The organism is Micromonospora sp. NPDC048868 (assembly GCF_043198195.1).
Taxonomy (GTDB): Bacteria; Actinomycetota; Actinomycetes; order Mycobacteriales; family Micromonosporaceae; genus Micromonospora; species Micromonospora reichwaldensis.
The window spans coordinates 168,205-193,850 of sequence record NZ_JBICUN010000010.1 but is presented as its reverse complement, the minus strand read 5'-3'; the positions used below and the strand labels follow the sequence as shown (position 1 = coordinate 193,850).

Annotated in this window: 24 protein-coding genes, 1 tRNA gene and 1 riboswitch; of the genes, 14 read left to right on the top strand and 11 right to left on the bottom strand. The window is 72.5% G+C overall.

From position 1 onward, the window contains the following. Nucleotides 1-103 precede the first annotated feature (103 nt). The 3 genes from ACGFNF_RS18395 to ACGFNF_RS18385 all read left to right on the top strand — a co-directional run bounded on the left by ACGFNF_RS18395 (nucleotide 104) and on the right by ACGFNF_RS18385 (nucleotide 3,593). Nucleotides 104-1,417 (top strand): hemolysin family protein, encoded by a 1,314-nt coding sequence (locus tag ACGFNF_RS18395; protein WP_393169336.1) that lies wholly within the window; start codon nucleotides 104-106, stop codon nucleotides 1,415-1,417. Next, the gene (locus ACGFNF_RS18390) at nucleotides 1,410-2,453 is read left to right on the top strand and encodes a hemolysin family protein (RefSeq protein ID WP_357577001.1); all 1,044 of its coding nucleotides are present in this window, start codon (nucleotides 1,410-1,412) and stop codon (nucleotides 2,451-2,453) included. The genes ACGFNF_RS18395 and ACGFNF_RS18390 overlap by 8 nt, the downstream gene beginning before the upstream one ends. A gap of 144 nt (nucleotides 2,454-2,597) precedes the next feature. Next, nucleotides 2,598-3,593 carry an NlpC/P60 family protein gene (locus tag ACGFNF_RS18385; RefSeq protein ID WP_393169219.1) on the top strand — a complete coding sequence of 332 codons (996 nt, stop codon included), beginning with the start codon at nucleotides 2,598-2,600 and terminating at the stop codon, nucleotides 3,591-3,593. Nucleotides 3,594-3,671: 78 nt separating this feature from the next. Here ACGFNF_RS18385 and ACGFNF_RS18380 read toward each other — a convergent pair whose 3' ends face one another. Then, a complete protein-coding gene (locus ACGFNF_RS18380; RefSeq protein ID WP_393169217.1) occupies nucleotides 3,672-5,696 on the bottom strand; it encodes an N-acetylmuramoyl-L-alanine amidase in 2,025 nt (674 codons plus the stop codon). Nucleotides 5,697-5,934: 238 nt separating this feature from the next. Further along, a riboswitch (cyclic di-AMP (ydaO/yuaA leader) is annotated at nucleotides 5,935-6,068 on the top strand. Nucleotides 6,069-6,080: 12 nt separating this feature from the next. Between ACGFNF_RS18380 and ACGFNF_RS18375 the strand changes: the two genes are divergently transcribed. Next, nucleotides 6,081-7,121, top strand: coding sequence for an NlpC/P60 family protein (locus tag ACGFNF_RS18375; protein WP_357576998.1), 1,041 nt, complete (start codon nucleotides 6,081-6,083; stop codon nucleotides 7,119-7,121). 54 nt (nucleotides 7,122-7,175) lie between these two features. Here ACGFNF_RS18375 and dcd read toward each other — a convergent pair whose 3' ends face one another. Next, the gene (gene dcd / locus ACGFNF_RS18370) at nucleotides 7,176-7,754 is read right to left on the bottom strand and encodes a dCTP deaminase (protein WP_393169214.1); all 579 of its coding nucleotides are present in this window, start codon (nucleotides 7,752-7,754) and stop codon (nucleotides 7,176-7,178) included. Between the two features lie 78 nt (nucleotides 7,755-7,832). Here dcd and ACGFNF_RS18365 point away from each other — a divergent pair, with 78 nt between their 5' ends. After that, on the top strand, nucleotides 7,833-8,384 hold the full coding sequence (locus ACGFNF_RS18365; RefSeq protein ID WP_132235313.1) for a pyridoxamine 5'-phosphate oxidase family protein: 552 nt from the start codon (nucleotides 7,833-7,835) through the stop codon (nucleotides 8,382-8,384). A 140-nt stretch (nucleotides 8,385-8,524) separates the two neighbouring features. Here ACGFNF_RS18365 and ACGFNF_RS18360 read toward each other — a convergent pair whose 3' ends face one another. Continuing rightward, nucleotides 8,525-9,511, bottom strand: a complete 987-nt coding sequence (locus tag ACGFNF_RS18360; protein WP_393169212.1) for a zinc metalloprotease — start codon at nucleotides 9,509-9,511, stop codon at nucleotides 8,525-8,527. Nucleotides 9,512-9,848: 337 nt separating this feature from the next. Here ACGFNF_RS18360 and ACGFNF_RS18355 point away from each other — a divergent pair. Beyond that, a tRNA-Gly gene (locus tag ACGFNF_RS18355) sits at nucleotides 9,849-9,922 on the top strand. Nucleotides 9,923-10,129: 207 nt separating this feature from the next. Here the strand turns inward: ACGFNF_RS18355 and ACGFNF_RS18350 are convergent. Both ACGFNF_RS18350 and ACGFNF_RS18345 read right to left on the bottom strand, forming a co-directional pair. Beyond that, nucleotides 10,130-11,332, bottom strand: a complete 1,203-nt coding sequence (locus ACGFNF_RS18350; RefSeq protein ID WP_393169210.1) for an MFS transporter — start codon at nucleotides 11,330-11,332, stop codon at nucleotides 10,130-10,132. Nucleotides 11,333-11,582: 250 nt separating this feature from the next. Continuing rightward, nucleotides 11,583-12,077: a DUF1062 domain-containing protein gene (locus ACGFNF_RS18345; protein WP_393169208.1), complete on the bottom strand. Its 495-nt coding sequence runs from the start codon at nucleotides 12,075-12,077 to the stop codon at nucleotides 11,583-11,585. Between the two features lie 659 nt (nucleotides 12,078-12,736). Here ACGFNF_RS18345 and ACGFNF_RS18340 point away from each other — a divergent pair. Continuing rightward, on the top strand, nucleotides 12,737-13,033 hold the full coding sequence (locus ACGFNF_RS18340; RefSeq protein WP_393169206.1) for a hypothetical protein: 297 nt from the start codon (nucleotides 12,737-12,739) through the stop codon (nucleotides 13,031-13,033). 331 nt (nucleotides 13,034-13,364) lie between these two features. Further along, nucleotides 13,365-14,075, top strand: coding sequence for a methyltransferase domain-containing protein (locus ACGFNF_RS18335; RefSeq protein WP_393169204.1), 711 nt, complete (start codon nucleotides 13,365-13,367; stop codon nucleotides 14,073-14,075). A 170-nt stretch (nucleotides 14,076-14,245) separates the two neighbouring features. Here the strand turns inward: ACGFNF_RS18335 and ACGFNF_RS18330 are convergent, their stop codons facing one another. Then, nucleotides 14,246-14,761 (bottom strand): nucleotidyltransferase domain-containing protein, encoded by a 516-nt coding sequence (locus tag ACGFNF_RS18330; protein ID WP_393169202.1) that lies wholly within the window; start codon nucleotides 14,759-14,761, stop codon nucleotides 14,246-14,248. A gap of 261 nt (nucleotides 14,762-15,022) precedes the next feature. Between ACGFNF_RS18330 and ACGFNF_RS18325 the strand changes: the two genes are divergently transcribed. Continuing rightward, complete coding sequence (locus ACGFNF_RS18325) at nucleotides 15,023-15,802, top strand: DUF4253 domain-containing protein (RefSeq protein ID WP_393169200.1); 780 nt, start codon at nucleotides 15,023-15,025, stop codon at nucleotides 15,800-15,802. A gap of 32 nt (nucleotides 15,803-15,834) precedes the next feature. Here the strand turns inward: ACGFNF_RS18325 and ACGFNF_RS18320 are convergent, their stop codons facing one another. Both ACGFNF_RS18320 and ACGFNF_RS18315 read right to left on the bottom strand, forming a co-directional pair. Beyond that, complete coding sequence (locus ACGFNF_RS18320; protein WP_393169198.1) at nucleotides 15,835-16,932, bottom strand: hypothetical protein; 1,098 nt, start codon at nucleotides 16,930-16,932, stop codon at nucleotides 15,835-15,837. 72 nt (nucleotides 16,933-17,004) lie between these two features. Beyond that, on the bottom strand, nucleotides 17,005-17,325 hold the full coding sequence (locus ACGFNF_RS18315; protein ID WP_132235558.1) for a PadR family transcriptional regulator: 321 nt from the start codon (nucleotides 17,323-17,325) through the stop codon (nucleotides 17,005-17,007). A gap of 111 nt (nucleotides 17,326-17,436) precedes the next feature. On the opposite strand from ACGFNF_RS18315, the gene ACGFNF_RS18310 reads away from it, so the two are divergent. Beyond that, nucleotides 17,437-18,318, top strand: a complete 882-nt coding sequence (locus ACGFNF_RS18310) for an LLM class flavin-dependent oxidoreductase (RefSeq protein WP_393169196.1) — start codon at nucleotides 17,437-17,439, stop codon at nucleotides 18,316-18,318. A 61-nt stretch (nucleotides 18,319-18,379) separates the two neighbouring features. On the opposite strand, the gene ACGFNF_RS18305 is transcribed toward ACGFNF_RS18310, so the two are convergent. After that, a complete protein-coding gene (locus tag ACGFNF_RS18305; protein ID WP_393169194.1) occupies nucleotides 18,380-18,811 on the bottom strand; it encodes an ASCH domain-containing protein in 432 nt (143 codons plus the stop codon). 104 nt (nucleotides 18,812-18,915) lie between these two features. Here ACGFNF_RS18305 and ACGFNF_RS18300 point away from each other — a divergent pair, with 104 nt between their 5' ends. Beyond that, the gene (locus ACGFNF_RS18300) at nucleotides 18,916-19,452 is read left to right on the top strand and encodes an alpha/beta hydrolase (RefSeq protein WP_393169192.1); all 537 of its coding nucleotides are present in this window, start codon (nucleotides 18,916-18,918) and stop codon (nucleotides 19,450-19,452) included. Here the strand turns inward: ACGFNF_RS18300 and ACGFNF_RS18295 are convergent. Further along, nucleotides 19,440-20,648 carry a hypothetical protein gene (locus tag ACGFNF_RS18295; RefSeq protein ID WP_393169190.1) on the bottom strand — a complete coding sequence of 403 codons (1,209 nt, stop codon included), beginning with the start codon at nucleotides 20,646-20,648 and terminating at the stop codon, nucleotides 19,440-19,442. The two genes, ACGFNF_RS18300 and ACGFNF_RS18295, sit on opposite strands and share 13 nt — an antisense overlap. Nucleotides 20,649-20,681: 33 nt before the next feature. Next, nucleotides 20,682-21,233 carry a phosphoribosyltransferase gene (locus tag ACGFNF_RS18290; protein ID WP_327030105.1) on the bottom strand — a complete coding sequence of 184 codons (552 nt, stop codon included), beginning with the start codon at nucleotides 21,231-21,233 and terminating at the stop codon, nucleotides 20,682-20,684. A 231-nt stretch (nucleotides 21,234-21,464) separates the two neighbouring features. Here ACGFNF_RS18290 and ACGFNF_RS18285 point away from each other — a divergent pair, with 231 nt between their 5' ends. The 3 genes from ACGFNF_RS18285 to ACGFNF_RS18275 all read left to right on the top strand — a co-directional run bounded on the left by ACGFNF_RS18285 (nucleotide 21,465) and on the right by ACGFNF_RS18275 (nucleotide 25,342). Continuing rightward, on the top strand, nucleotides 21,465-22,106 hold the full coding sequence (locus ACGFNF_RS18285) for a septal ring lytic transglycosylase RlpA family protein (RefSeq protein ID WP_393169188.1): 642 nt from the start codon (nucleotides 21,465-21,467) through the stop codon (nucleotides 22,104-22,106). Between the two features lie 100 nt (nucleotides 22,107-22,206). Further along, nucleotides 22,207-23,334, top strand: a complete 1,128-nt coding sequence (locus ACGFNF_RS18280; protein WP_132235288.1) for a PP2C family protein-serine/threonine phosphatase — start codon at nucleotides 22,207-22,209, stop codon at nucleotides 23,332-23,334. Between the two features lie 151 nt (nucleotides 23,335-23,485). Beyond that, nucleotides 23,486-25,342, top strand: coding sequence for an acyl-CoA dehydrogenase (locus ACGFNF_RS18275; RefSeq protein ID WP_327030106.1), 1,857 nt, complete (start codon nucleotides 23,486-23,488; stop codon nucleotides 25,340-25,342). The last annotated feature ends 304 nt before the right edge of the window (nucleotides 25,343-25,646 follow it).

Below are 25,646 nucleotides of genomic sequence, written 5' to 3'. Positions count from 1 at the left end.
GCCGGCGAGCCCGGCAGATCTTCGCCCGTGACCGGGGCCGCCGCCCGTGCGAGAATTTCGCCGAGGTGAGACGACCATCGATGGCCTGCTGCTGACCACGCTGCTGCCCCTGGTCGGCTTCGTGCTGCTGACCGGCGGCAACGCGTTCTTCGTCGCGGCCGAGTTCGCCCTGGTCACGGTGGATCGTCCCGAGATCGAGCGGCGGGCGACCGCGGGTGACGGCCGGGCCGCGACCGTACGCTGGGCGCTGCGGGAGCTCTCCTTCCAGCTCTCCGGGGCGCAGCTCGGCATCACCCTCACCGCGCTGCTCACGGGCTACCTGGCCGAGCCCGCCCTGGCCCGCCTCTTCACCCCGCTGCTGCGGCCGGTCGCCGGGGACGCCGCCGGCCGGTTCACCCCGTTCCTCGCCCTGGCCCTGGCCACCCTGCTCTCCATGCTCTTCGGCGAACTGGTGCCGAAGAACCTCGCGCTGGCCCGGCCGATGCCCACCGCCCTCGCGACCGCCGGCCCGATGCGCGCCTTCTCCCGCGCCTTCGGCTGGCTGATCCGGGCGCTGAACGACTCGGCGAACCGCCTGGTCCGGCTGCTGGGCGTCGAGCCGCAGGAGGAGCTGGCCAGCGCCCGCTCGCCGGAGGAGCTGGGGCTGCTGGCGGCCATCTCGGCGCGCGCCGGGGCGCTGCCGCCCGACACCGCCATGCTGCTGCGCCGGACCATCCGGTTCGGCGACAAGCGGGCCGCCGAGGCGATGACCCCGCGGGTCGACGTGGTCGCGCTGCGGGCCACCGCCACCGTGGCGGAGCTGCTGGCGCTGTCGCGCCAAACTGGGCGGACCCGGTTCCCGGTGTACGAGGAGACCCTCGACCTGGTGACCGGCGTCGCCGGGGTGCCGGACGCGCTGGGCGTGCCGCTGGCCCTGCGCGGCTCGACCACGGTCGGGTCGGTAGCCCGCGAACCGGTGTACGTGCCGGAGAGCCTGGACCTCGACGGCGTACTGGCCGCGCTCGGCAGCGCGGGTGCCGACCTCGCCATCGTCGTCGACGAGTACGGCGGCACCGACGGCGTGGTCACCACGGAGGACCTCGTGGAGGAGCTGGTCGGGGAGATCGCCGACGAGTTCGACCCGGCCGCGGTGGACGACGTCGGCGCGGTCGGGCTGAGGGTGCCGGGCGGGGAGCGGACGGTCCTCGTCGACGGGGTGCTGCGCTCCGACGAGCTGGCGGAGCAGACCGGCTTCCGGCTGCCCGAGGGGCCGTACGAGACGCTCGCCGGGTTCCTGATGGCCCGGCTGGGGCACATCCCGCTCGCGGGCGAGACGGTCGACGAGTCGGGCTTCGAGTTCACCGTCGTGGAGGTCGAGCGGCACCGGATCGAGCAGGTCCGGGTGCTCCGTCCCGAGGAGCCGGACGGCGATGCCTGAGCTGCTGGTCACCGTCGCGCTGCTGCTCGGCAACGCGTTCTTCGTGGGCAGCGAGTTCGCGCTGATCGCGTCCCGGCGCACGGTGGTCGAGCCGTTGGCGGCCGGCTCGAAGCGGGCCCGCTGGGCGTTGTCGGCGATGAACCAGATCCCGCTGATGATCGCCGGGGCGCAGCTCGGCATCACCGTCTGTTCGCTGGGGTTGGGCGCGATCGCCGAGCCCGCCCTCGCGCACCTGCTGGAGCCGGCGTTCCGCGCGGCGCGGCTGCCGGAGGGGGTGGTCCACCCGGTGGCCTTCGTGCTCGCCCTCGGGGTGGTGGTCTTCCTGCACACCGTGGTGGGCGAGATGGTGCCGAAGAACATCACCCTGGCCGGGCCGGAGCCGTCGGCACTCTGGTTGGGGCCGGCGATGCTGGCGTTCTGCCTGGCCACCAAGCCGCTGCTGGTGGCGATGAAGTGGGCGTCGCGCCGGGTGCTGGGACTGTGGCGGGTCGAGGCGACCGAGGCCGTGAAGACGGTCTTCACCGCCGAGGAGCTGGCCGGGCTGGTGTCGCAGGCGCGTACGGAGGGGCTGCTCGACGCGGAGGAGCACGCCCGGATCACGGGTGCGCTCGCCCTGCACAGCCGGACGGCCGCCGACGCCCTGCAACCGTGGTCCACGGTGACCACGGTGGCCGAGGACGTCTCGCCCGCCTCGCTGGAGGTGCTGGCCACCCTGACGGGGCGGTCCCGCTTCCCGGTGGTGCAGCGACACACCCGCCGGGTGCTCGGCTTCGTGCACGTCAAGGACGTGCTCGGGTACGCGGGCGCGAGCCGGCGGGCCCCCGTGCCGGCGGACGTGTACCGACCGTTGGCGGTGGTGCCGCCGGACCGTACGCTCGCCGACCTGTTGCTGTCGATGCGCCGGGAGCGGCGGCACATGGTGCTGGTCAGCGACGGTCGCCGCCCCCTCGGGGTGGTCACGCTCGACGACGTATTGACTGCGATCGTTGGCAGGCGGGCCGATACCCTTGGTACGCAAGCGGTTGCGCAGGCGTGAAGTGGCCCTCGATCGCCTTGATTCCGCTGCCGGCCTTCCCTAATGTTGGGCACCGGCCGCTGTGGGTCGTCTGTCTCGCCCCTCTTCCCTCGCGCGAGGCGCCAAGCGGCCGGGTTGCAAAAGGAGTCGGTGCCGGTGGCAACCATGCCCCCTCATCGTCACGCACCGGGACGGTCTGCTCGTCGGGGTGGCCTGCGCAGGGTCGCCCACCGTCTGCTCACCCTGGTCGCCGCGGCGGCGGTCGGCGCCGGCATGCTGGCCGCGCCCGCCCACGCCGAGCCCTCGGTCGACGAGATCGAGGCCGCGATCGACCAGAAGTGGCGGCAGCTCGAGCCCACCATCGAGCAGTACAACAAGGTGCGGGCGCAGGTGAAGGTCAACCGCAAGAAGTCGGAGGACCTGCAGAAGAAGATCCAGCCGTTGGCGCTGGAGAGCGAGCTGGCGATGGACCGGGTCGGCGATCTCGCCTCCCGTTACTACATCTCCGGCCCGTCCCACGACATCGGCGCGCTGCTGGTCAGCGCCAAGCCCGACACGCTGACCGAGCAGCTGACGCTGCTGGACCGGCTGGCCGCGCAGGAGCGCAAGCAGCTCGAGGGTGTGACCCGGGTCCGCCAGAAGTACGACGCGGAGAAGCAGAAGCTCGACACGCTGATCGTCTCGCAGACGAAGCAGCAGAACGAGCTGGCGGCGAAGAAGAAGCAGATCGACGCCGACATCAAGAAGCTCGAGGCGTCGATGCCAGTGACGACCGTCAAGACGGAGAAGTGCCCGACCATCAACGGCGTGGTCAGCGAGAAGGCCCGCACCGCGATCCGGACCGCCTGCGCGCAGGTCGGCGACCCGTACGTCTGGGGTGCCACCGGCCCGAACTCGTTCGACTGCTCCGGCCTCACCCAGTACGCCTACAAGGCGGCGGGGGTCCACCTGACGCACTTCACGGGCGCGCAGTGGAACGAGGGCAAGGCCATCCCGCGCTCCGAGGCGCGCCCGGGTGACCTGGTCTTCTTCTTCAGCGACCTGCACCATGTCGGCCTCTACCTCGGCAACGACAAGATGGTGCACGCGCCACGGGCCGGCAAACCGGTGAACGTCTCCAGCATCAACACGATGCCGGTGGCCGGGTTCCGCCGGCCCTGACGGGTCCGCTCGTCCCGCACCCGCAACGACACGAGGCCCCCGGTCGGATCGACCGGGGGCCCTCGTCGTGCGGTGGGATCAGCGGGGCGCGCCCAGCGGGGACGGCACCAGGTTCACGTCGTCCAGGTTGACGTACATGATCCGGTGACCGAACTGGACCTGCACGTACCTGTTGTCGCCCCGGACGACCGTCTGGTCGTGGGGGGCGGAGCCGTCGAACGTGGTGGCCCGGTAGTACTCGCCAGCGAGCAGGTTGCCGACGGCGTACCGCTGGCCGGCCGAGAGCGTGTACTGCAGTGGCGAGATCGCCTGGTACGGCACGCCCTCCGGGTACGCGGCCTGCTCCGGGTAGGCCCGGCCGTACACCGGGATGGTGGCCTTACCGGCCTTCGGGGTCACCACGAACCCGACGGTCCACTTCGCCGTCGGCTTGGCGGCGGGGTTGTGGAACCACCCCTTCTGGCCGAGGTACCAGATGGCGGTCCAGTCGCCCTGCACCTCGGCAAGCGCGTACGTCTGGCCGGCCGAGACGCGGGCGCCGTGGTCGGAGACGTACGTGGTGTTCGGGGTGCCGTCGGGCCGCAGCGCGATGTCGTTGACCAGCGGCGCGTCGTGGCTCGGCGCGTTGTGCAGGAACAGCGCGGAGGAGCCGCGCAGCGGGCAGGGGGCCGTCGCCGGGGGCGGGTTCGGCACGCCCGGAGGCTGCCGGTTGCAGCCGGTGAACGGCGGCTGGTTGGTGGCGAAGTCCGGGTCGATGGTGACCAGCCCGGTCCGGTGCGTGCCGGTCGACTTGAACGGCGCCTTGAGCAGGTCGAAGTAGTGCGACCAGTTCCAGTACGGTCCCGGGTCCCAGTGCATGCCGCGTACGTTCGCGGCGACGGTGCCGGGGACGTTGTCGTGCCCGATGATGTGGTTGCGGTCCAGCGGGATGTTGTACTGCCGCGCCAGGTGGCGGACCAGCTTGGCGGAGGTGCGGTACATCGCCTCGGTGTACCAGGTGCCGTGCCCGGCGAAGCCCTCGTGTTCGAGGCCGATGGACTTGGCGTTCACGTACCAGTTGCCGGCGTGCCAGCCGACGTTCTTGGTCTTGATGTGCTGGGCGATGTGCCCGTCCACCGAGCGCAGGGTGTAGTGCCAACCCACCCGCTTCGGGTCCTTGACCAGGTTGACGCTGGGACCGAAGTAGCCCTCGGTGTCGTGGATGACGATGTACTCGATCTTCTGCTGGGTGGGACGGTTCCCCAGGTCGTGGTTGCCGTAGTCGCCAAGGGTGGGGCCGTAGTTCTCGTACGGCGCCGGGATCCACTCGCAGGAGATGTCGTCCGGGCACTCCAGCCCGTCCGGCCGGGCGAGCTTGCGCAGGTTCAGCCGGTCCAGCCAGGAGCGGTTCGGCTGGACCGCCTGGCCGGCCAGCGTGACCCGCTGCCCGTCGTCGGTCACCCGGCTGTCGCCCGTGGCGATGGTGGCGTACACCTCGTTGGCGAAGGCCGCCGCGGCGTCGGCGCTGTCCGCGCCGGAGTACCGGGCCACCGCGCCGTACCAGGCCGCCGGGTCGGTGCCGGCGCCGACCGGGGCGCCGATCTCCTTCTGGTACGCGGCCAGCAGCGCCGCGCCGCCCCGGATGTTCGCCGTGACGTCCGTCCGCAGCGACTCCTCGCTGGCGCCGGTCAGCCCGGCGGCGGCGTCAACGGTCCGCAGCGCGGCCTCGGCGGGAGGCGTGGCGGCTGGCGGCTCGCCGGCCTCGGCCAGGGACGGGCGGGACTCGTCGCCGCGCGGGTCCTCGGTGCCCTCGTCGTGGTGCGTGCCGCCGGCGAGGGCGGCGACGTGCTCGGCGTCGGTGAGGTGCATCGGTCCGTAGCCGCCGCTGGTGCTCGGCGTGCCGGCGTTGGTGTCCCAGCGGGACTGCAGGTAGGAGACCCCGAGCAGGACGCTCTCCGGTACGCCGTACTCGGCGGCCGCGGCGGCGTACTGCTGCTGCCGGTCGTTCACCGGCGCTGCCGCGGCGGCGGACCCGGCGGCGGTGAGCGGCGTCGTCGCCATGGCGGCGGCCACGGCGGCGGCCAGCAGGACGCGTCTGCTCCTCGATGTCGCTGACAGGTGCATCAGACCCCCAGTTCGGACGGGCAAAGGTGGGGTCACCTTCGCCCCGCCCGCCGCCTCTGGTCAATACTTTCCCGCCAGACACTTCAGAAGGAAGGAAATCTTCGTCGCCCGGGTTGCGGATCCGCCCGATCCGGGTGGGTACGGAGTGTCACCGCCCGTAGGGTTGCGGATCGATAACGGTCGTCTCTACTCTGGTCCTTCGTCGGCCGGTGACATTCCGTCCAACCAGGGCGGTGACGGTCCGACACCGCCGAGTCGCTCCCGAGCGAGCCGGGGACCCAGGTTCCCCGGGGTGAATCCGCAGTCCTGCGGTAGGGCGCCCCTTCCCGCCCGAACCCGTCAGCTAACCCGGTAGGCGGTACGGAAGAAGGAGTACGAAGCCCGGTGGCACACCATGCCCCGCGGCCACCGTCGGCCCGGTCGGCCCTCGCCGACCCGGTGACGGCTGCGCCGCGCCCACGCTGGTACCGCTGCACCACCGCCCTCGCCGCCCTGGCCGCGTTCGCCGTCGTCCTGACCGGCGGCGCCACGGCGGCCCACGCCGAACCGACTGTCGCCGAGATCGAGCGGCAGATCGACGAGGACTGGAACAAGCTCGAACCGATCATCGAACGGCACAACGCCACCCGACAGGACCTGGCCGCCAGGCGGAAGCAGGCCGACGCGCTCGCCGCGCAGATCGGGCCGCTGGAGAAGCAGGTCGACCAGGCGATGGAGAAGGTCGGCGCGTTGGCGGCCCGCGCCTACAAGGGCGAGAACGTCTCCGCCGTCAACGCCCTGCTGGGCAGCCGCTCACCGAGCGAGATGATCGGGCAGCTCGAACTGCTCGACCAGTTCGCCCAGCACCAGCAGCAGGACGTGCGGCAGGTCGCCGAGCTGCGCGACCGGCTGGCCGCCAAGAAGGCGCCGCTGGACGAGATGGTCGTCCAGCTCGGCCGCACCGAGGCTCAGCTCGCGGCGAAGAAGAAGCAGATCAACGCCGAGATCGACCGGTTGCAGAAGCTTCGGCTGCGGGTCTACGGCAACGGCGGCGGTGGGCCGCTGCGTCCCGCCCCCTGCCCGGCCGGCTATCCCGGCGGCCCGGCCGGCACCGCCGTGAAGTTCGCCTGCGCGCAGATCGGCAAGCCCTACGTCTGGGGTGCCGAGGGGCCGAACTCGTACGACTGCTCCGGCCTGATGCTCGCCGCCTGGGCGAAGGCGGGGGTGTCGCTGCCGCACAACGCCGCACAGCAGCGCCGGGCCACCGCGTCCGTCAGCCGGGGCGAGCTGCGCCCGGGTGACCTCGTCTTCTACTACAGCGACCTGCACCACGTCGGCATGTACGTCGGCGGGGGCTGGGTGGTGCACGCCTCCCGCGCCGGGGTGCCGATCAAGATGAAGAAGGTCGACGACGGCCCGATCCACAGCTACGGCCGCCCCGGCTGAGACGCGCGGAGGGCCTCTGCCCGGCGGGGGTCCTCCGCACGCCCGCGGGTCGGGTCAGCTGGTCGGCCAGGTGCGCCACTGCTGCCACGAGCGGCTCGGGGTCGGGCCGCGCTGCCCCTGGTAGCGCGAGCCGTAGACGGCCGAGCCGTACGGGTGCCGCGCCGGCGACGAGAGCCGGAAGATGCAGAGCTGGCCGATCTTCATGCCCGGCCAGAGGGTGATCGGCAGGTTGGCCACGTTGGACAGTTCGAGGGTCACGTGACCGGAGAAGCCCGGGTCGATGAAGCCCGCCGTGGAGTGGGTGAGCAGGCCCAGTCGGCCCAGTGAGCTCTTCCCCTCCAGCCGGCCGGCGAGCTGGTCGCCGAGCGTGATCACCTCCAGCGTCGAGGCGAGCACGAACTCGCCCGGATGCAGCACGTACGGCTCGCCCTCCGGCACCTCGACCATCGACGTGAGGTCGTCCTGCTGCTGCGCGGGGTCGATGTGGGTGTAGAGGTGGTTGTTGAAGACCCGGAAGAGCTTGTCCAGGCGTACGTCGATGCTGGACGGTTGCACCAGCGCGGGCTCGAACGGCTCCAGCGCGAGCGTTCCCGCCTCGATCTCGGAGGCCAGGTCGCGATCGGAGAGCAGCATCCGCACACCTTAGCGACCGACACGCGTGACCTGCGTGTCGGAGTGCATCTTCGTACAATTGTTCGATAGAATGCCGGCATGGCTTCCTGGTCCGAATTCGCCGCCGACGAGCCCCGCCTCGCCGACGGGATCCGCCTCCTCATGCAGCAGTACGGGCCGGGCTTCGGCTACCTGGCCACCGTCCGCGCCGACGGCGGCCCCCGGGTGCACCCGGTCTCCCCGGTGATCACCGACGAGGGGCTCTTCTGCTTCGTCGTCGACTCGCCCAAGCGGCGCGACCTGGAGCGCGACGGCCGCTACGCGCTGCATTCGTTCCCGCCGGAGGAGAGCGACGACGAAGCCTACGTCGCCGGCCACGCCCGGCCGGTGACCGACCCGGCCCGGGTCGCCCGGCTGGCCCGCAGCCACCGGGCCGCGCCGCAGGTCGACTGGCGGGTCTTCGAGTTCACCGTCGACGTGGCGATGCTGGCCCGCCGCGAGTCCGGCGTCGCGGGCGGCGCCAGCGAGTGGCACGGCCGGCCCGCCGTCCAGGTGTGGCTCGACCCCCGCGCGGCCGCCGCCGGCACCGCGCTGGTGCCCGAAACCCGGTCGGGGCGCGTCGGCGACCACGCCGCCCGCCCCGCCGCCTGAGACGCGGTGCGGCGCCCCGGGCCGTCCCCCTCCGGGGCGCCGCACCGTGACCACCGCCCGACCCCCGCGTGCCCGGCCGCACAGACGCCGGTGCCGGCCCCGTCGAGCGAGGCCGGCACCGGTGCAGTCGTACGGCGTGACTACGCCGCGCGGTACGCGTTCCAGGCGGTCAGCATGCGGCTGGCCTGTCCGGCGGTGAACTGGTACATGCAGGAGTCGTAGCTGTAGTCCATGAAGTTGGTGATCGGGTCGACGCCGGGGGCGGTGCAGGTGTTCCGCCCGGTCGGGCAGCCGGAGGCCGGCGACGCCTCGGCAGCGGTGTCGCTGACGCTGTCGCCCGAGCCGGAGCAGCCGCCCTGGAAGGTGTGGTAGAGGTTCAGCCAGTGGCCGACCTCGTGGGTGCCCGTGTCGCCCTGGTTGTAGTTGGTGGCGGTGCCGCCCGGCAGCGACTCGCTCAGCACGACGACGCCGTCCATGCTGCTGAGGTTGCGGGTCGGGAAGGTCGCCCAGCCGAGCAGGCCGTTGCTCAGCTCGCCCAGGTAGATGTTGAGGGTGTTCTTGCCGCCCGTACGCAGCGAGGTCTTCATCGACCGCTCCGCCGAGGAGCCCGACACGATCGGGTACCAGGACGGGTTCGTCACCCGGTTGATCTTCTGAAGCTGGAAGCTGAACGCGGTGGACGCGCCGCCGGTCGCCCCGCTGAACGACTGGTTCAGCACGTTGATCTGCGAGTTGACCATCGAGTCGGGGATGTTGCCGCCGGCCCGGGTGCTGTTCTCCTGGATCACGTGCACCACCACCGGGATAGAGACGGTGGCGGCCATCGTGGAGGCCCCGGCACCGGCACGGAACCGGGCCCGCTCGCGCAGCGCGGCGGCCATGTCGGCCTCGCGCTCGCGGGTCTCCGCGAGGGTCAGCTCGTTCGGCTCGTGCTTGGCGCCGCTGCCCGGCTTGACGCGGGCGTCCGAGTGGACGTCGGCCGGCTCGACGCAGACCTCGGTCGGGGCGGCGGAGAAGGCCGAAGCGGCCGGTACGACACCCACGGCGGCGGTGCTGAGCAGCAGCGCGAGGGTCGTCGACGCGACGCCGGCCGTACGCCGGGTCAGCAGGTTGGGACGGAGTCCCATGGGCCCACCTCTTTCTGGCGGCGCGACAGGGGGTATGTCACGCCGTGACTGGAACGTTGGGCAGACGTTACAACCCATCGAAGGATTTGAGAACGCCCATATGTTGCCGCGGTGGAAATTTCCCTGGCAGCGGCCGGGAAGCGGTGGCGCGGGCGGGTGGTGATGGGGCTGAGGATGGCCCGACTGGGGTGGCGGCGTGGCGGGCGGCGGCGCGGAGCGATCTTGGTAGGTTCAGGCCCCTCCGGGGGCCGTTAGCTGCCAAGATCGCGGCGCCGGGTGGTGTCGGAGGGGTACCTGGGTGCAGCGTCGTGACGACTCAGGTACAGTGGTGCCGCCTGCGGGTGTAGTTCAATGGCAGAACATCAGCTTCCCAAGCTGACAGTGCGGGTTCGATTCCCGTCACCCGCTCCACGCGAAAGGCCCTGGTCAGGACACAGATCCCGACCGGGGCCTTCGACGTTCCCCGAGTGCACGACTTCACCGCTGAGGACGCGGCGACCCACCTGCTGAAGCTGGTGCGACGCAGCCCGTGATCAGGCCACGGGCCGCTATCGGCGTCGGCTACTCTGCGGCCATGCCGTCGTCCGGGTCATCGGGCTGCTTCGGCCCGCCTTTCCGTCACGGCGAAGCGATCACGAGTGGGCCCCGACGTCCCAGCTCCCACACGGTGAGCGCGAAGCAGCAGAGCACCGCTCCCGCGATCGTGACCGCTGTCCAGCCGCCTGCGGACCAGAGCGTGGTCGCGGCGGCGGAGCCGATAGCAGCACCGATGAAGTTGCCGGTGGCCAGCGCCGTGTTGAGCCGGCTGCGGGCCTCGTGGGACAGGGCGAACAGCCGCGCCCGGTTGAGGAGAGCCTGCGTCTGTAGGGCGACATCGATCATGATGATCGCGATGATGATGAGTACGACGGAGCGGCCGGCGAACGCCGCGACGACGAAAGCGCCGAGGGCCAGTGCCCAGGCCGTGCCGGTGGCCGCGAGCGACCAGCCGCGGTCGTGCAGACGACCGCCGTGCAGACCGGAAAGGACACCAGCGAGGCCGGCCAACCCGAACAACCCGATCACCGCTACCGGGTACCGGAACGGTGGGCCGCTGAGCAGGAACGTCAGCGCCGTCCAGAACAGCGAGAACGTGGCGAACCCTGTGGCGGCCAGGACCAGCGTCCATCGGGCTGCCCGCTCCCGCATGACCACCGCGCCGATCGAGGCGATGAGCTGCGGGTACGGCATGCGCGTCCGCGGTGCCAGCGGTGGAGTCGCGCGGTAGAGCACGACCGCGAGCAGGACGGCGACGACCGCGGCGAGGACGAAGATCGTACGCCACCCGGCGGTGCCGGCGACGAACCCGCTGATCGTGCGGGAGGCCAGGATCCCGGTGAGGGTCCCGGACCCGACGACGCCGACGATCCGACCGCGGTGGGCGTCGCCGGCCAGGTCCCCGGCGAGCGGTGTGAGGACCTGCCCGGAAATCGTCGTCACGCCGAGCACGCCCAGTGCGAGGAGGAGCAGGCCGATCGACGGCGCCAGCGCGCACAGCAGCAGCGCGGCGGCCGAGGCCAACAGCATCACCGGGACGAACCGGCGGCGGTCCAGGACGTCACCGAGCGGTACGAGCAGCAGCACGCCGACGGCGTACCCGATCTGCGTCGCGGTGACGAGCCAGCCGGCTGTCGCGGTCGCGGCGCGCAGGTCGCCTGCAATGAAGCCGAGTAGCGGCTGCGCCCAGTACAGGTTGCCGATGGCCACTCCCGCCGCCAACGCGAACAGGAACGTCAACCGACGGCTCATCTCCGACGGCGGTGCCCTGCGGGGTGCTGCCACCCTGCAACGCTAAGGCGCGGGATCAGGGCGCGGGGACCCAGCGAGGGCCTGAGCGTGGCAAGGCTGTGCACCCGCCGGAATGCCCACTCATTTCCCGGCACCATCAAGCCAGGATTGCAGTAGACGGCAACGAGCGGATGTTGTCAGAAGTGGGGACAAGGGCGAGCCGGCCCATGTCCCCACTTCTGATTCCCGCTATATGCGTGTGTGGCGTGGTAGCGGCTGTGACTCGGACCGCTGGGAGTGCAGATCAGTTCATCGAGTCCCTCATCATCACGACGAAAGTGAATCCGGTGCTCGTCGGACGACGCAGGGAGATGTCACACTTGATCCGGCGCAGTACCTCGTTTCTGCTGAGGCGGAGCCCTTGCGCGATGAGCCGCTCCGGGCGGACCGGCACCGGATCCTCGAAGTCGACCTCCACCTGCAGGGGCCACGCCTCGTCGAGCTGTGCCGGCGGGGTGTCCAGACGCCAGGCCCCCTGCCAGTCCAGGGTGTACCGGTTGCGCCGGGCGAGCAGCGGATCCAGCAGCGTGGCCGCCACGAGCTCCGGATCGTTGGCGTGGTAGCCGTCGAGTAACGCCGGATCGAGGGATCTGACCGACGCCCGCTCGTGCACGGTAAGTTTGCTCGTCCGATTGCAGGACACGCAACGGACCAACAGCCACACGTCCAGCAGCTTGCCGTTGGCGTTGACGCGGAACCTGCCCTCGCCGGTGGTGGCCGACTCCGACCGGCAGTCCACGCACCGTAACGACAGCAGAGGAAGCCTGGTCCGGCGAACGATCCAGGGCAGCACAGTATGAGGTTGTGAAGACATGATGATCTCTCTGAAGACCTGACACGAGGCCGATTGCGCGCGGCCTCAAGCGCTGCATGAACGGGCGCACGCGGGCAGCCCGACAGAACCGACGGGAGGGTCGGCCTGTAGATGCGCGGAGGAAGGCGTCAGGTCTAAAGAGCGGGCGGGGTCACGCGGTCTGTCCTCTGTCCTCGCTGTGACGGGGCATCGGCAACCTACGGAACGCGGAAGGAGGGCTCAAACGGTTTTCCGGCTCGGAGAGCGATCCGCATGCGGGGATGTCGCTATCAGCGGTCCGCCGACGCCCCCCGACCCGGCGACAACATGTCGGCTGCACGCTCATGCCGCGATCAGCGCGCCCGGGGGTGTGACAGATCAGTTTGCGGACGTCTGTCGTATATCAGTCGGCGGAGGGCATTCGCGCGTGCTGCCGCGTCCGCATTGGCCAGAGACCGGCGATCGGGACCAGGCTGTGGCGACCGCGTGCCATCAGCCCCGGGAATTGCCGGCGCCGGCGACCTCCGGTCGGCATCGGACAGCCCACGACTGCCCGGCGAGGAGATCCGCTAGCTCTCACCGCCAGCGTCCTCGATACTCACGGCGTGATCGACAAAGACCCTCAGGCCCCATGGCTGCCTCGCGTTCCCCACCCGGCTGACAGCCCGGCGCTGCCGATCTACATGATCATCTTCTTCTTTCTGGGCCTGGCCGGATTTGCCGTACATGGGCTGTCCGACGGCAGGGAAGGTCTCATCATTGCGAGCATCGTCTCGGGGGTGTTCTTCACGTGCTTCCTGATCCTGTTCGCGATCTACTGGACCGGGTACCTGCTGAAGGGACACGCCAACTGGCAAGCCGAGCGCCAGGCTGATTTCGAGGGGCCATCCGCGGATCGGTAGCCAGAGAGCTGAGCGGGCTTGCCGCCGGCGGGAAAGGTGGAGGCCCGCCGGGTACGACGGTGCTGCCACAGCACTCCGCCGAGGAACGGGCTCCCAGCCACAGCTTCGGTCAGATGCTCCCTTCCAGCGCGAACGCGCGGATGCTCCTCGGCCCTCCTCGGGTCTGACATGATCACGCCGTGCCCGACTCCGAGCCGCCGAGGTCAGTTCGCCCGCTCCGCGGTTCCGGGCCCTTCGGCGTCCCCGGTGGGCGTTTGCCGACCAGGACGGGAGCCCCGACCGTCGATTCCGACGCCCCTCGGGCACGGGCCCACTGTCGTACCGTGTGCCGGTGAACAGCCAGGATCGCAGTACCTACCTGGCCGCTGCCGCGGCCAACCTGACCTTCAACTCGCCGCTCGGCGGGGATCGGGTGGCGGACCTGGTCCGGCGGTTGACCCCCACCGGGCCGGGCTGGCGGGCACTGGACCTGGGCTGCGGCAACGGTGAGCTGCTCCTGCGGCTGTGCGAGGCTCACGGCATCGCCGGCGACGGCGTCGAACGCCACGCCGTCGACTGTGAACGGGCCCGGCGACGCGCGACGGAGCGGGGAGCCGCCGAGCGGGTCACGTTCCACGGCGCGAATGCGGCCACCTGGGACCGGCCCGCCCACCTCGTCGTCAACGTCGGGGCCGGCCAGATCTGGGGCGACGCCGCGCGAGCCCTCGCCGCGCTGCACCGGCTCACCCTGCCCGGCGGCAGGCTGCTGTTCGCTGACGGCTTCTACCAGGCCAGCCCCGACGCGCAGGTCCGCGAGGTCTTCGGCGACATGCCCGACCTGGCTGGCCTGGCCCAGGTCGCCGTGGACGCCGGGTTCCGACCGCTGCACGTCGCCGTGTCCACCCTCGCCGAGTGGGACGACTTCGAGTCCGACTGGCGTGCGGGCATCGAGCGCCTCGGCACGCCGGAGGCGCGCGCGTTCGCCGACGAGCGGCGCGTCGAATACCTCACCGGCTACCGCGACGTCGTCGGCTTCGGCTGGCTGATCCTGACCCCGGCCTGACCGCCGGACCGCCGGACCGCCTGACCGCTGCACAGTGTGGATGGTGCCCGGGCGTGAGGCGGCGTCCGGGCTGAAGCCGGCCAGCCCGACGACGGGGCCCGGCAGGTAGAGCCGCCGATGGACCAGTCCGGACGGTTCCGGCGAAGCCCAGGTCCGCAGGGACCGCCAGCTCAGGGGCTCCGCTCGTCGCCGGGCGCCGGGCGCGTGGCGAGGCGGTGCAACCAGGCGAGGTCGGCGCGGTCCACGTCGCGCGGTTCGTAGCCGCTGTGGAACAGCAGTTGCTGGGTGACCGAGATGCAGTCGACCCGGCGACCGGCGATGGTGCCGGTGGTGAAGCAGTCCTTCGGCCAGCGGAAGGTGCCGCCGTCGAGGCCGGCCTGGTGGCCGTCGCCGGCCTCGTCGAACGTCAGCGGATGCAGGTCGACCCGCCCCCGCCCGTCGGCGACGACCTCGACGCGGACCGGCCGCCAGTCGGTCTCGACGACGTAGCCGAGCCGGCCGAGAGCCCTCAACGCCGCGGCCTCCTGCTCGGCGGCGATGGCCAGGTCCAGGTCGCGGTGCGCACGGGTCTGATGTCCGACGAGCGCGTCGACGCCCCAGCCGCCGCCGATCCAGGCCCGGCAGCCGGCGGCGGTGAGAGCGGCCAGGACGGCGTGGACCTCGTCGGCGTCCATGTCGACGGTCACGACCACCGTTCTAGCCTCTGCGGGCAGGGCTCGGCCACCGAAATCCACCGCCCGCCCGCCCGCCCGGCCGGACGGCGGCGAGATCGCTACCCGGGGGCCCAGCGGCGCGGCGGCACAACCCCGGTGGACGTACCAGGCGTTCACGCCGAGCATCGACGGCGACCCCGCGCGCCGCGGCACGACGGGCGGTTCGAGGCCCCGTAGGCCCGGGGCGTCGCAGGCGGACCGGGATTGGTCGTACGGGCCGCCTACGCTCCCGCCGTGATTGCAGACCTGAACCGGTTGCTGAGTTCGCTACCGCCCGCGACGCTGCCGCCCGGCCGCACCGTCGAGCCGGAGGACGGTGGACCGCCGCCGTACTGGCTGAGCGACGCTTCGGCCGATCCGGGACTGTGGGCGCGGATGCGGTCGCGGCATCCGGAGTCCGGGCTGTGGCCGCTGCTGCTGAGCGGGTTGTCGAGCGACGAGAGCCGCCCGTGGGCCGACGGCGAGGTCCGTCCGGCCGACATGTCGTCGCCAGAACAACACGACGTGACGGAGCTGCTGGCCCGATGGTGGGCCAGCTGCACGACGGTCGACGAAGACGAGACGTCGGCCGCCAGGGCCCCGTTCGGCCGCAACTGGCCCGGTCTCGCCAGGCCCGGCGACCTGGCGGAGGCGCCCGATGTCCTCGCCGACGAGTGCGTGGAGTTCCTCGTGGACGGGCGGACGCGTCTCGGGCTCGTGCCGGCAGCCCGCAGCGCGGACACGCTCGCCGTGGTGGGTTGGTCCGGCCCGACGAACCACACCGGCGACGCCGGGGAGATCTCGGCGGTGCTGCGCAGCTGGGAGGACCGGTTCGGTGTACGGGTGGTCGGCGTCGGGTTCGCCACCCTGAACCTCAGCGTCGCCGCGCCACCGACGTCGACCGGGCACGCCCTGGCGGTCGCGGCCGAGCACTTCGCCTTCTGCCCGGACAACGTCTGGCAGGGCGCCGGATCCCTGACCGCCTACGCCGAGCAGATCCTCGGCATGCACGCCTGGTCGTTCTGGTGGGACTGACGACGTCGTCCCGCCGCCCGATGCCCCGGCGGTCAGCCGACGGCGGCCGTCGGCTGCGGGCTGCGCCGGGGTACGGCGGCCAGCGCCAGCCCCAGCAGCGCGCTCGCCGCGCCCACCACGAACAGCAGCGAGCCCGCCGGCTGACCCAGCCACTCCCACAGCGGGTGCCACGTCGGGTGCGGCTCGGCGCGGTGATGCCGCAGCAGGCTGGGGACGGTCAGCAGTACGGGCGTCCACCAGAGGAACAGGGTGATCGCGAGCAGGACGCTTACCGCTCCCCGGGCCGGATGTCCCGCCTCGGTGCGCCGGCTGGCCCAGCCGAAGACCAGCCAGCCGAGGGCCGCTCCCAGCAGGCCACCGGCGACGCCGGCCGGCAGCACGGCAGGTGGAGCCGTCCGGCTCAGCGCCAGCGACAGGTTGCTGCCGTCGGGCGGGGGCGGGGCGGCCACCTGGAGCTGGAGGACCGTGTCGCCGCGCCGGGCGAGCACGGTGGTGTCGGTGATCGTGAGGACCTGGGCGCACGTCTTGTCGACACAGCCGGGGTTGCTGCTGACCTCCGGCTCGTACACCTGCCAGCCGGTCTCGCGCAGGCGCCGCTGCGCCAGGGCGAGCGTCTCGTCGGCGGGCATCGGGGGTGTGCCGGCCGCGCCGGCCACGACGGCGCTCTGCTGGTATTCGCCGCCGTCCCCGAGCAGCAGGTTGTCCAGCGCGCGGACGGTGAGCGGCTGGCTGTAGAAGGTGAAGAACGCCGGCGCCAGGTCGACGTCGCCGAGGTCGTGACCGGGCAGCACGGCGGCGAAGACGGCGGCGGTCTCGGCCCGGTCGGGTTGCGGCGCGGAGGTCTCCCAGGCGGCCCGGGTGGCGAGGGCGGCGGTGAACAGGCCGCAGATGACGGCGGTGAGGGTGGCCCAGACGCCGACCGTGCGGCTGGCCGGTCGTCCGAGCCGGCAGCGCAGGCCGTGCCGGATCAGGTTGGCGGCCTCGCGCGGCGTCGGGCGGGTGCGGTCCGGCGGCGCCGCGTCCAGCAGGACCCCGACCATCTCGTCGGCCCGGGCCTGCCGGTAGGCGCGGGGGTGGCAGAAGAGCAGCCGCCGGTAGCGGCGGGCGAGCGGGTCGCCGGTCGTCGGCATGACTGTCCTTCCGATCGGTACGCACCGGCGGGCCGGTGCGGGTGCGGCAGACGGGGTGCGGGTGCGGGGCGGTCAGGCGGTGCCGGGGCGGAGCGCGCGCAGCCGGCTCTCGGCGGCGGTGGCGAGCTGCCGCAGCCGGGCGGTCTCGACGTCCAGGGCGCGGATCCCGTCGGGGGTGAGGCGGTAGTAGCGGCGGAGCCGGCCGTCGACGGTCTCCTCGCGGTCGGGCGCGACGAGCCCCTGGGCGTGCAGCCGGTCGAGCGCGGCGTAGAGGGTGCCCGGCAGCAGGGTGACGCGCTGCGCGGACAGGGCGGTGACCTCGCGGATGATGCCGTAGCCGTGCCGGGGGCCACCGGCGAGCGCGGTGAGGATCAGGAAGGTCGGCTCTCGCATCGCGGTCACGGGCGACACCATATTCAGATCATCGATATATCGTCAAGGCCCGCCCCGACCGCGACGGCCTGGCCCGCCCCGCTCTCCGTCATGAGGCCTAGGCTGGCGATCATGCGGATTGGCATCGTGATCCTTCCCGACCAGCGTTGGTCCGACTCGCGTCGCCGCTGGTCCCAGGCGGACGAGTGGGGCTTCGACCACGCCTGGACGTACGACCACCTGGGCTGGCGGGACCTGGTCGACGGGCCCTGGTTCGACTCCGTGACCACGCTGACCGCCGCCGCGACGGTGACCTCCCGGATCCGGCTCGGCACGCTGGTCGCCTCGCCGAACTTCCGTCACCCGGCGGCGTTCGCCCGGCAGGTCACCACGCTCGACGACGTCTCCGGCGGGCGGCTGCTGCTCGGCCTCGGCGCGGGCGGCATCGGCTTCGACTCGGCCGTGCTGGGCGGGGAGACGCTGCCGCCGCGCCAGCGGGTGGACCGGTTCGCCGAGTTCACCGAGCTGCTCGACCTCATCCTGCGCGAGGACGGCACGACCTGGCGCGGGGAGTGGTTCACCGCCGTGGACGCGCGGAACAACCCGGGCTGCGTACAGACGCCCCGGGTGCCGTTCGTGATGGCCGCCAACGGGCCCCGGTCGATGCGGCTGGTGGCGCGGTTCGGTCAGGGCTGGGTCACCACCGGCCCCGACGTGGACGACCTGGAGGGCTGGTGGGGCGGGGTGGCCGAGGCCGCCGCCCGGATGGACGCGACGCTCGCCGCCGCCGGCCGCGACCCGGGCACCCTGGACCGCTACCTCTCGCTCGACTCCGCGCCGGTCTTCTCGCTGCGCAGCGCCGAGTTCTTCGCCGACCAGGTCGGCCGGGCCGCCGCCCTCGGCTTCACCGACGTGGTCACCCACTGGCCCCGGGCCAGCAGCTGGTACGCCGGCGACGAGGCCGTCCTGGCGGACGTCGCCACCCGCCTGCTGCCCGAGCTGCGTCGCGCCTGACCGGGCGCCTCCGCCGAGGGCGTCAGCCCAGCCGCCCGGTGGACGCGTCGAGCCGGCGCCCTCAGGTGCCGAGGTCTCCGGTGGTGATGCCGCCGTCGCCGCCGGAGACCAACCGGAACCGGATGCAGACGACCTCGCTGTCGTCGGTGACGGGGGTGCCCACGCGCGCCCAGTAGGCGGCGTGACCGGCGCGCCACTCCTCGATGGAACGGTCCCCCTCCCCTTCGGAGCGGGCGAAGCCCCACGGCACGTCCGCGAAGCGGACCACCTCGACGCCGGTGACCTCCACGACGCCGACCAGCGCGTCCCCGTCGTCGACGAGGGCCAGCCGCTCGCCGGCGTGCTCCAGCTCCTCGCCCTCCTCGGCGTACTCGATGGTCAGGCCGGCGGTCGCCGTCTTCACCCCGGCGAGCACCAGGGTGTTGAGCCGCGTACGCAGCTCACCGGGGGTGCCGAGGGCGAGGGTGCGCAGTCCACCGATCCGAGGCCACATCCTGCCGACCGTACCGTCGCCGTCGATCACCCGTCGTGGCATTTCCGCCCCCACCGTCGGTGCGGCGGGCGCTACGGTGGGTGGGGCGACGATCGGGAGGCGGCATGGCGGACAGGCGCGCGGTGCTCATCCCCGGCCGGGGCTACGACACCCGGTTCCCGCTCTTCGTCTACGCCGGCGAGGCGCTGCGCCGCGTCGGCTACGCCCTGCACGCCCTCTCGTGGGAGGTGCCGGAGCAGTTCGCCCCCGACCGGGACGGGCCGGGGCCGGCCATCGAATGGGTGATCGGGCAGGTCGCCCCGACCCTCGCCGAGCCGACGCACCTGCTGGTCGGCAAGTCGCTCGGCTCGATGGCCACGCCGCTCGCGGCCGATCGCGGGCTGCCGGCCGTCTGGCTCACCCCGCTGCTGCACGTGCCCGCCGTGGTCGACGGCCTGCGCCGCGCCACCGCGCCGTTCCTGCTGGTGGGCGGCACGGCGGACTCGTCCTGGGACGGTTCGCTCGCCCGCCGGCTCACCCCGCATGTGGTGGAGATCGAGCAGGCCGACCACGCGCTGATGGTGCCGGGCCCGCTGGCCCGCTCGGCGGAGGCGCTCGGCCGGGTCTGCACGGCCGTCGAGGACTTCGTTCAGATCAGGTGACCGGCATAGCCGGCGGCGGCGAGCACCTGCTCGTCGCCGCTCGCCGCGTGCGCGTCCAGCACCGCGTCGGCCAGCTTCACCACGTGTGCGTCGCCGTGCCGGGCGGCCCGGGCGAAGACCTCCGCCGGGGCACCGGCAGCCACCGCCGACGGCGTGGCCGGGCGCTCCGGGGCGTACGCCGAGGTCACGGCCGCCGTCGCGGACCAGGCCGCGGCGACGCTCGCCGCCCACAGCGCCGGATCGAGAGCCGGCAGCGTACGCAGCACCGCCGTCGGGGCGGTCACCGCGTGCACCAGCATCACGGGCTCGGCGTGCCCGAAGCGCAGGTAGTCGAGGCTGGCGCCGTGCACCAGCGCGACCAGGTCCCGCTCGGCCCCGGCCGGTGTCCCCGCCGGCCGCAGCGCCGCCACCGCGGCCGGCCACCGCGGTACGGCCGGCAGCCGGCCCAGTCGTTCCCGGATGCCCCCGGTCCGGTCGGCGATGCGGGGCAGCCCGGCCAGCGCGGCGGCGACGTGCGGCGCGACGTCGCCGGCGACCGGGGTGCTCGGGGTCGGCAGGTCTCGTCCGGCCGGGCCGCCCGCGGTCGACGGGTGCCATGCGTCCGGCCGGGCGTGGCCGTCGCCGGGGACAGCGCCTTCCCCGGCCAACGCGGCGTGACCCGGGTCGACCGATCCCGCACCGCTGGGGCGGGCGGCGCCGGGGACCGGCTGCCACCGGGCGGCCCAGTAGGCGAGGGCCTGGCCCAGCTCGGCGAGCCGCTCCGGGCGCTCCGGCGCCTCGCACGGGGCGCTGCCGGGCGGCCGGGCGGGCGTCCGCAGGGCGCGGACGGCGTGACCGACCCGGATGACGCCGTGGGTGGCACCGGCGGCGATGCCCGGCAGCAGCCGGGGCCACCAGGTGCCGAGCACCTCCCGCCAGGGCCGTTCCCGCAGCTCCCGGTCGAAGTGGGCCAGCCAGTCCCCGGCCCGTTTCGGGTCACCGAGCGCCTCGCGCCAGTCCTCGATCGGCCGCAGGCCGCGCGGCAGCTCGTCCAACCGCCCCAGGTACGCGTCCAGCCAGCGGTGCACCACCCCGTCGTGGCCGTGCCGGACCAGCGCCTCCACGGCCATCGGCCCGTGGTTCGAGAGCCAGCCCTCGTACTCGGGGCCGGTGCGGTGCAGCCGTCGGTACGCCTCGTCCAGGATCTCCTCACCCATGCGGCGATCCTCCGACCTCAACCGAGGTTCAGGTCAAGCCGTGAGGTCCGCCCCGTCCACGAGCCCCCGTACGCGCAGCTCGGTGGCGATCGCCGGAGGGCAGTCCAGCACGACCGTGGCGGTGCCGACCGGTTCCGCGCCCCGCGCGGCGCAGATCTCGTAGAGCGCGCGGACCTGCGCCCCGGTGGCCACCCAGTCGTCCACCACCAGCACCCGGTCACCTCCTTGCAGGCCGTGGTCCCGCACGGCCAGGTCGACCCGTCGGCCCCGGAAGTCCGGGGGGCTCTGCGCCCAGGTGAGCGCCCCGGCGGGCAGCCGGCCGTCGCCCGGCTTGTGGGCCGGCACGAAGCCGACGCCGAGCGCCGTCGCGGCGAGCGGACCGAGCAGGTATCCGGTGACCGCCGGCGAGACGACCACCGTCGGCCGGGCGGCCCGGAACGGCTCCACGAGGGCCGGTCCCAGCCGGGCGAGGACCTCCGGGTCCCGCCACCAGCCGGAGACGTCGCTGACCAGGTGGGTGGCGCCGGGGCCGGGATCGATCCACCTGACCAGCGCGGCGAGGCGTCCGCTCAGCTCGGAGGGCATGGACCCATCCTGCGCCACGCAGTCTGGCTGATCGCCGGGTGGGTGAGCCCGACGGGGACCGGGCCGGGCGGTCCGCCCCGCACCCGGGCCGCCCGGCCCACGTCGGATCGGATGATCGGGTACACGTATCACTGCAATTGCGGTCATACCACCATGATCACGTTGACTTCGGATGTGCTTCTCTCGTTACCGTCCGACCCGGTTTGTTCAGATGACGAAAGGACCGGGCCGGTGGCTGGCAGGCACTCCCGTACCCGCATGTTCTCCTCGCCGGCCGGCATCGCGGCCACCGCAGCGGTCGGGGTCGCCCTCGCCGTCGGCGGCACCGTCGGCGCCGTCCAGCTGGCCTCGGACGCGGAGCCCGCCCGGCCGACCGCGGTCGACCTCGCGCCCACCGGCCTGCCGACCAGCGCGGCCCCCAGCACCCCGGCCACCCCGCCGGCCGCCTCGCCGAGCGCCAGCGCGTCGCCGAGCGCGACGGTCGCCCCCAAGGCCAGCCGGTCCGCCCAGGCCCCCTCCCGGAGCAAGCCACGCACCGCCGCGCCGAAGCCCACCGCGACGAAGAAGAGCAGCACCGCCCGCCCGGTCGTCGACAGCGGCTCGTGCGGCGCGTCGTTCTACGCCGAGGGGCAGCTCACCGCCAACGGCGAGAACTTCGATCCGTCCGCGCTGACCGCCGCTCACAAGACCCTGCCGTTCAACACGAAGGTCCGGGTCACCAACCCGGCGAACGGCAAGTCCGTGACGGTGCGCGTCAACGATCGTGGCCCGTTCATCGAGGGGCGTTGCCTGGACCTGTCCCGGGCCGCGTTCGCCCAGATCGCCTCGCTCGACGCCGGCCACGTGGAGGTCCGCTACGAGGTGCTGGGCTGAGCGCCGGCCGGGTGGCGATCGGTCCGGCGACACGGTCCGGGTGGGCAGAACATGCTCGGACGACGGGCCAGGTTCATTCACCCGCTCACGTCCATCAGGCATGCTGTCCCTCGTACGCACGCGACCCTTCCAGTCGGGCCCCGGCCCACTGAGCCCCGGATCCCGCGCCGGCCTCGGCGCGGCCTTCGTCCTGCTCGCGATCGTCTCGGCCGTGGAACTGGCCGACGGCCGTCCGGCGAACTACATCGCGCTCATGGTGGCCGCGCCGTTCCTGACCGCCGCGCTGGCGTCGTGGCGGATCGTGCTCGGCGTGGGCCTGGCCGCCACGGCCCTCGGGGCCGGCTTCGCGCTCTGGGAGGAGACCGTGGCGCTGCCCACCACGGTCGCCGTCGCGGGCATCGCGCTGGGTACCGCCATCGCGGTGGCCACGGCGGCCGTACGGCAGCGGCAGGCCGAGCGGATCGCCGAGCTGTCCCGGTTGGCCTCGGTCGCCCAGCAGGCAGTGCTGCGCCCGCTCGGGCCGCAGGTCGGCACGCTCTCGGTGGCCGCCAGGTACATCTCGTCCACCGCCACCGCCGAGATCGGCGGCGACCTGTACGAGGCGGTCGACACGCCGTACGGGGTGCGGATGATCATCGGCGACGTGCGGGGCAAGGGCCTCGACGCGGTGCGGCTCGCCAGCATCGTGCTGGGTTCGTACCGGCACGTGGCGTACGAGCGGGCGGACCTGCGGGCCGTCGTGACCGACCTGGACCGGGCGGTGGCCCGGAGCGTGGGCGACGAGGACTTCGTCACTGCCGCGCTGGTCGAGGAGCGGGGCGGGACGCTCACCATCGTCAACTGCGGTCACCCGCCGCCGCTGCTGCTGCGCCGGGGCGCCGTCATTCCGCTCGAACCGCCGGCCCCCGCCCCGCCGCTGGGCTTCATGCCGGTGGTACGCCCCCGGGTCGAGCGGCTGGAGCCCGGCGACCGGCTGCTGCTCTTCACCGACGGGCTCGGCGAGGCCCGCCGGGACGGGGAGTTCTTCCCGACCGCCGACCGGGCCTGGCGGCTGCTCGGCCACGGCACCGTCGGCGACGGGCTCGCCTCGCTGGAGACCGCCCTGGTCGAGTGGGTGCACGGCCGGCTCGACGACGACATCGCCCTGGTCCTGATGGAGTACACGGGCTCGCGCGGCGCCGCCACGGTGGCCGTCCCCAGCTGGGAAGTCGGCGCGGCCGAGAGCTGAGCCGGGGCCGCTCGGCGCCCGCTTCCGCAACCCGAACGACAAGTGTGTAATCGCCGTCACTTCGGTGATCGGCTTGTCGCTGCCTACCCATCGGTAATACAGTCTGGAGTTACTGATCGGTAACACCTGTCCGGAAGCGGGGCCAGCGAGCATGACCCACTACAAGAGCAACCTTCGGGACCTCGAGTTCAACCTCTTCGAGGTCTTCGGGGCGGACCAGGCGTTCAGCCAGGAGCCGTACACGGACCTGGACGTCGACACCGCACGCGACATCCTCGCCGAGGTCGACCGCCTCGCCCGTGAGGATCTGGCCGCCAGCTACACGGACAGCGACCGCAACCCGCCGGTCTTCGACCCGGCCACGCACACCGCGCCGCTGCCGGAGTCGTTCAAGAAGTCGTACCGGGCGTTCATGAACTCCGAGTTCTGGCGGCTGGAGCTCCCGACGGAGCTGGACGGCAGCAACGCGCCCCGGGCGCTCGTGTGGTCCCTCGCCGAGCTGATCCTCGGCGCCAACGCCGCAGTCTGGATGTACTCCTCCGGCCCGTCCTTCGCGCACGTGCTGCACGTCGAGGGCACCGAGCAGCAGAAGCGGTGGGCGAAGCTCTTCGCCGACAAGCAGTGGGGCTCCACGATGGTGCTCACCGAGCCGGACGCCGGCTCGGACGTGGGCGCCGGCCGGGCCCGCGCCATCCAGCAGCCCGACGGCTCCTGGCACATCGAGGGCGTGAAGCGCTTCATCACGTCCGCCGAGCACGACCTGAGCGACAACATCATCCACTACGTGCTGGCCCGCCCGGTCGGCGTCGAGGGCGTCGGTGGCCCCGGCACCAAGGGCCTCTCCCTCTTCGTGGTGCCGAAGTACCACTTCGACGAGAACACCGGTGAGCTGGGCGAGCGCAACGGCGTCTTCGCCACCAACGTCGAGCACAAGATGGGCCTCAAGGTCTCCAACACCTGCGAGGTGACCTTCGGCGAGCACGGCGTACCGGCCAAGGGCTGGCTGCTGGGCGAGAAGCACGAGGGCATCCGGCAGATGTTCATGATCATCGAGAACGCCCGGATGATGGTCGGCACCAAGGCCATCGCCACCCTCTCGACCGGTTACCTTAACGCCCTGGAGTACGCCAAGAGCCGGGTGCAGGGCGCCGACCTGACCCAGATGGCGGACAAGACCGCGCCGCGCGTCACGATCACCCACCACCCGGACGTGCGCCGCTCGCTGCTGCTGCAGAAGGCGTACGCCGAGGGCCTGCGCGCCCTGGTCTGCTACACCGCCACCTGGCAGGACAAGGTCGCCATCGCCGAGGCGGCGGGCGACGAGAAGGCGACCAAGCTCGCCAAGCGGGTCAACGACCTGCTCCTCCCGCTGGTCAAGGGCGTCGGCTCGGAGCGGGCGTACGAGCTGCTCGGGCACGAGTCGCTGCAGACCTTCGGTGGCTCCGGCTTCCTCCAGGACTACCCCCTGGAGCAGTACGTCCGGGACGCGAAGATCGACACCCTCTACGAGGGCACGACGGCGATCCAGAGCCTCGACCTGATCTTCCGGAAGATCGTTCGGGACAACGGCAAGGCCCTGATGGCGGTCGCCGGCGAGATCCAGGAGTTCATCGCCACCGAGGCCGGCAACGGTCAGCTCAAGGAGGAGCGGCTGGCGCTGGGCAAGGCGCTCGCCGAGATCCAGAACATGCTGGGCGTCATGACCGGCTGGCTGGGCGAGGCGCAGGGCGGCGACACCCGGGCGCTCTACAAGGTCGGCCTGAGCAGCCGCCGCTTCCTGCTGGCGATCGGCGACCTGGTCGTCGGTTGGCTGCTTCAGAAGCAGGCCGACGTGGCCCTGAAGGCCCTGGCCGGCGAGGTCTCCGCCGCCAACAAGGCGTTCTACACCGGCAAGGTGGCCGCCGCCCGGTTCTTCGCCCGCGAGGTGCTGCCCCGCATCGGCGCCGACCGGCGGATCGTCGAAAGCACCGACCTGGACGTCATGGACCTCCCGGAGGAAGCCTTCTGAGGTACGCCGTAGCGCCCCACGGCGCGGCGGCGGGGCCGGGAACGACCCGGAGATGATCGGCACGACGGCCGGCGGGCAACAGCTCGCCGGCCGTCGTCGTCCACGTCAGGCCGCCGCCCCGCGCTGTCCACCCACCCCGCGCCGCTCCGCCCCGCGCCGCACATGTTGATCATGAAGTTATTGCCTACGGAAAGCGCATTCCAAGGCAATAACCTCATGATCAACACCGAAAAGGGTGCGGAAGCGCGGGCAGGGGCGTGGGCGGGGCTGAGGCGGGGCTGGGCCCAGGCCGGGTCTGGGCGGG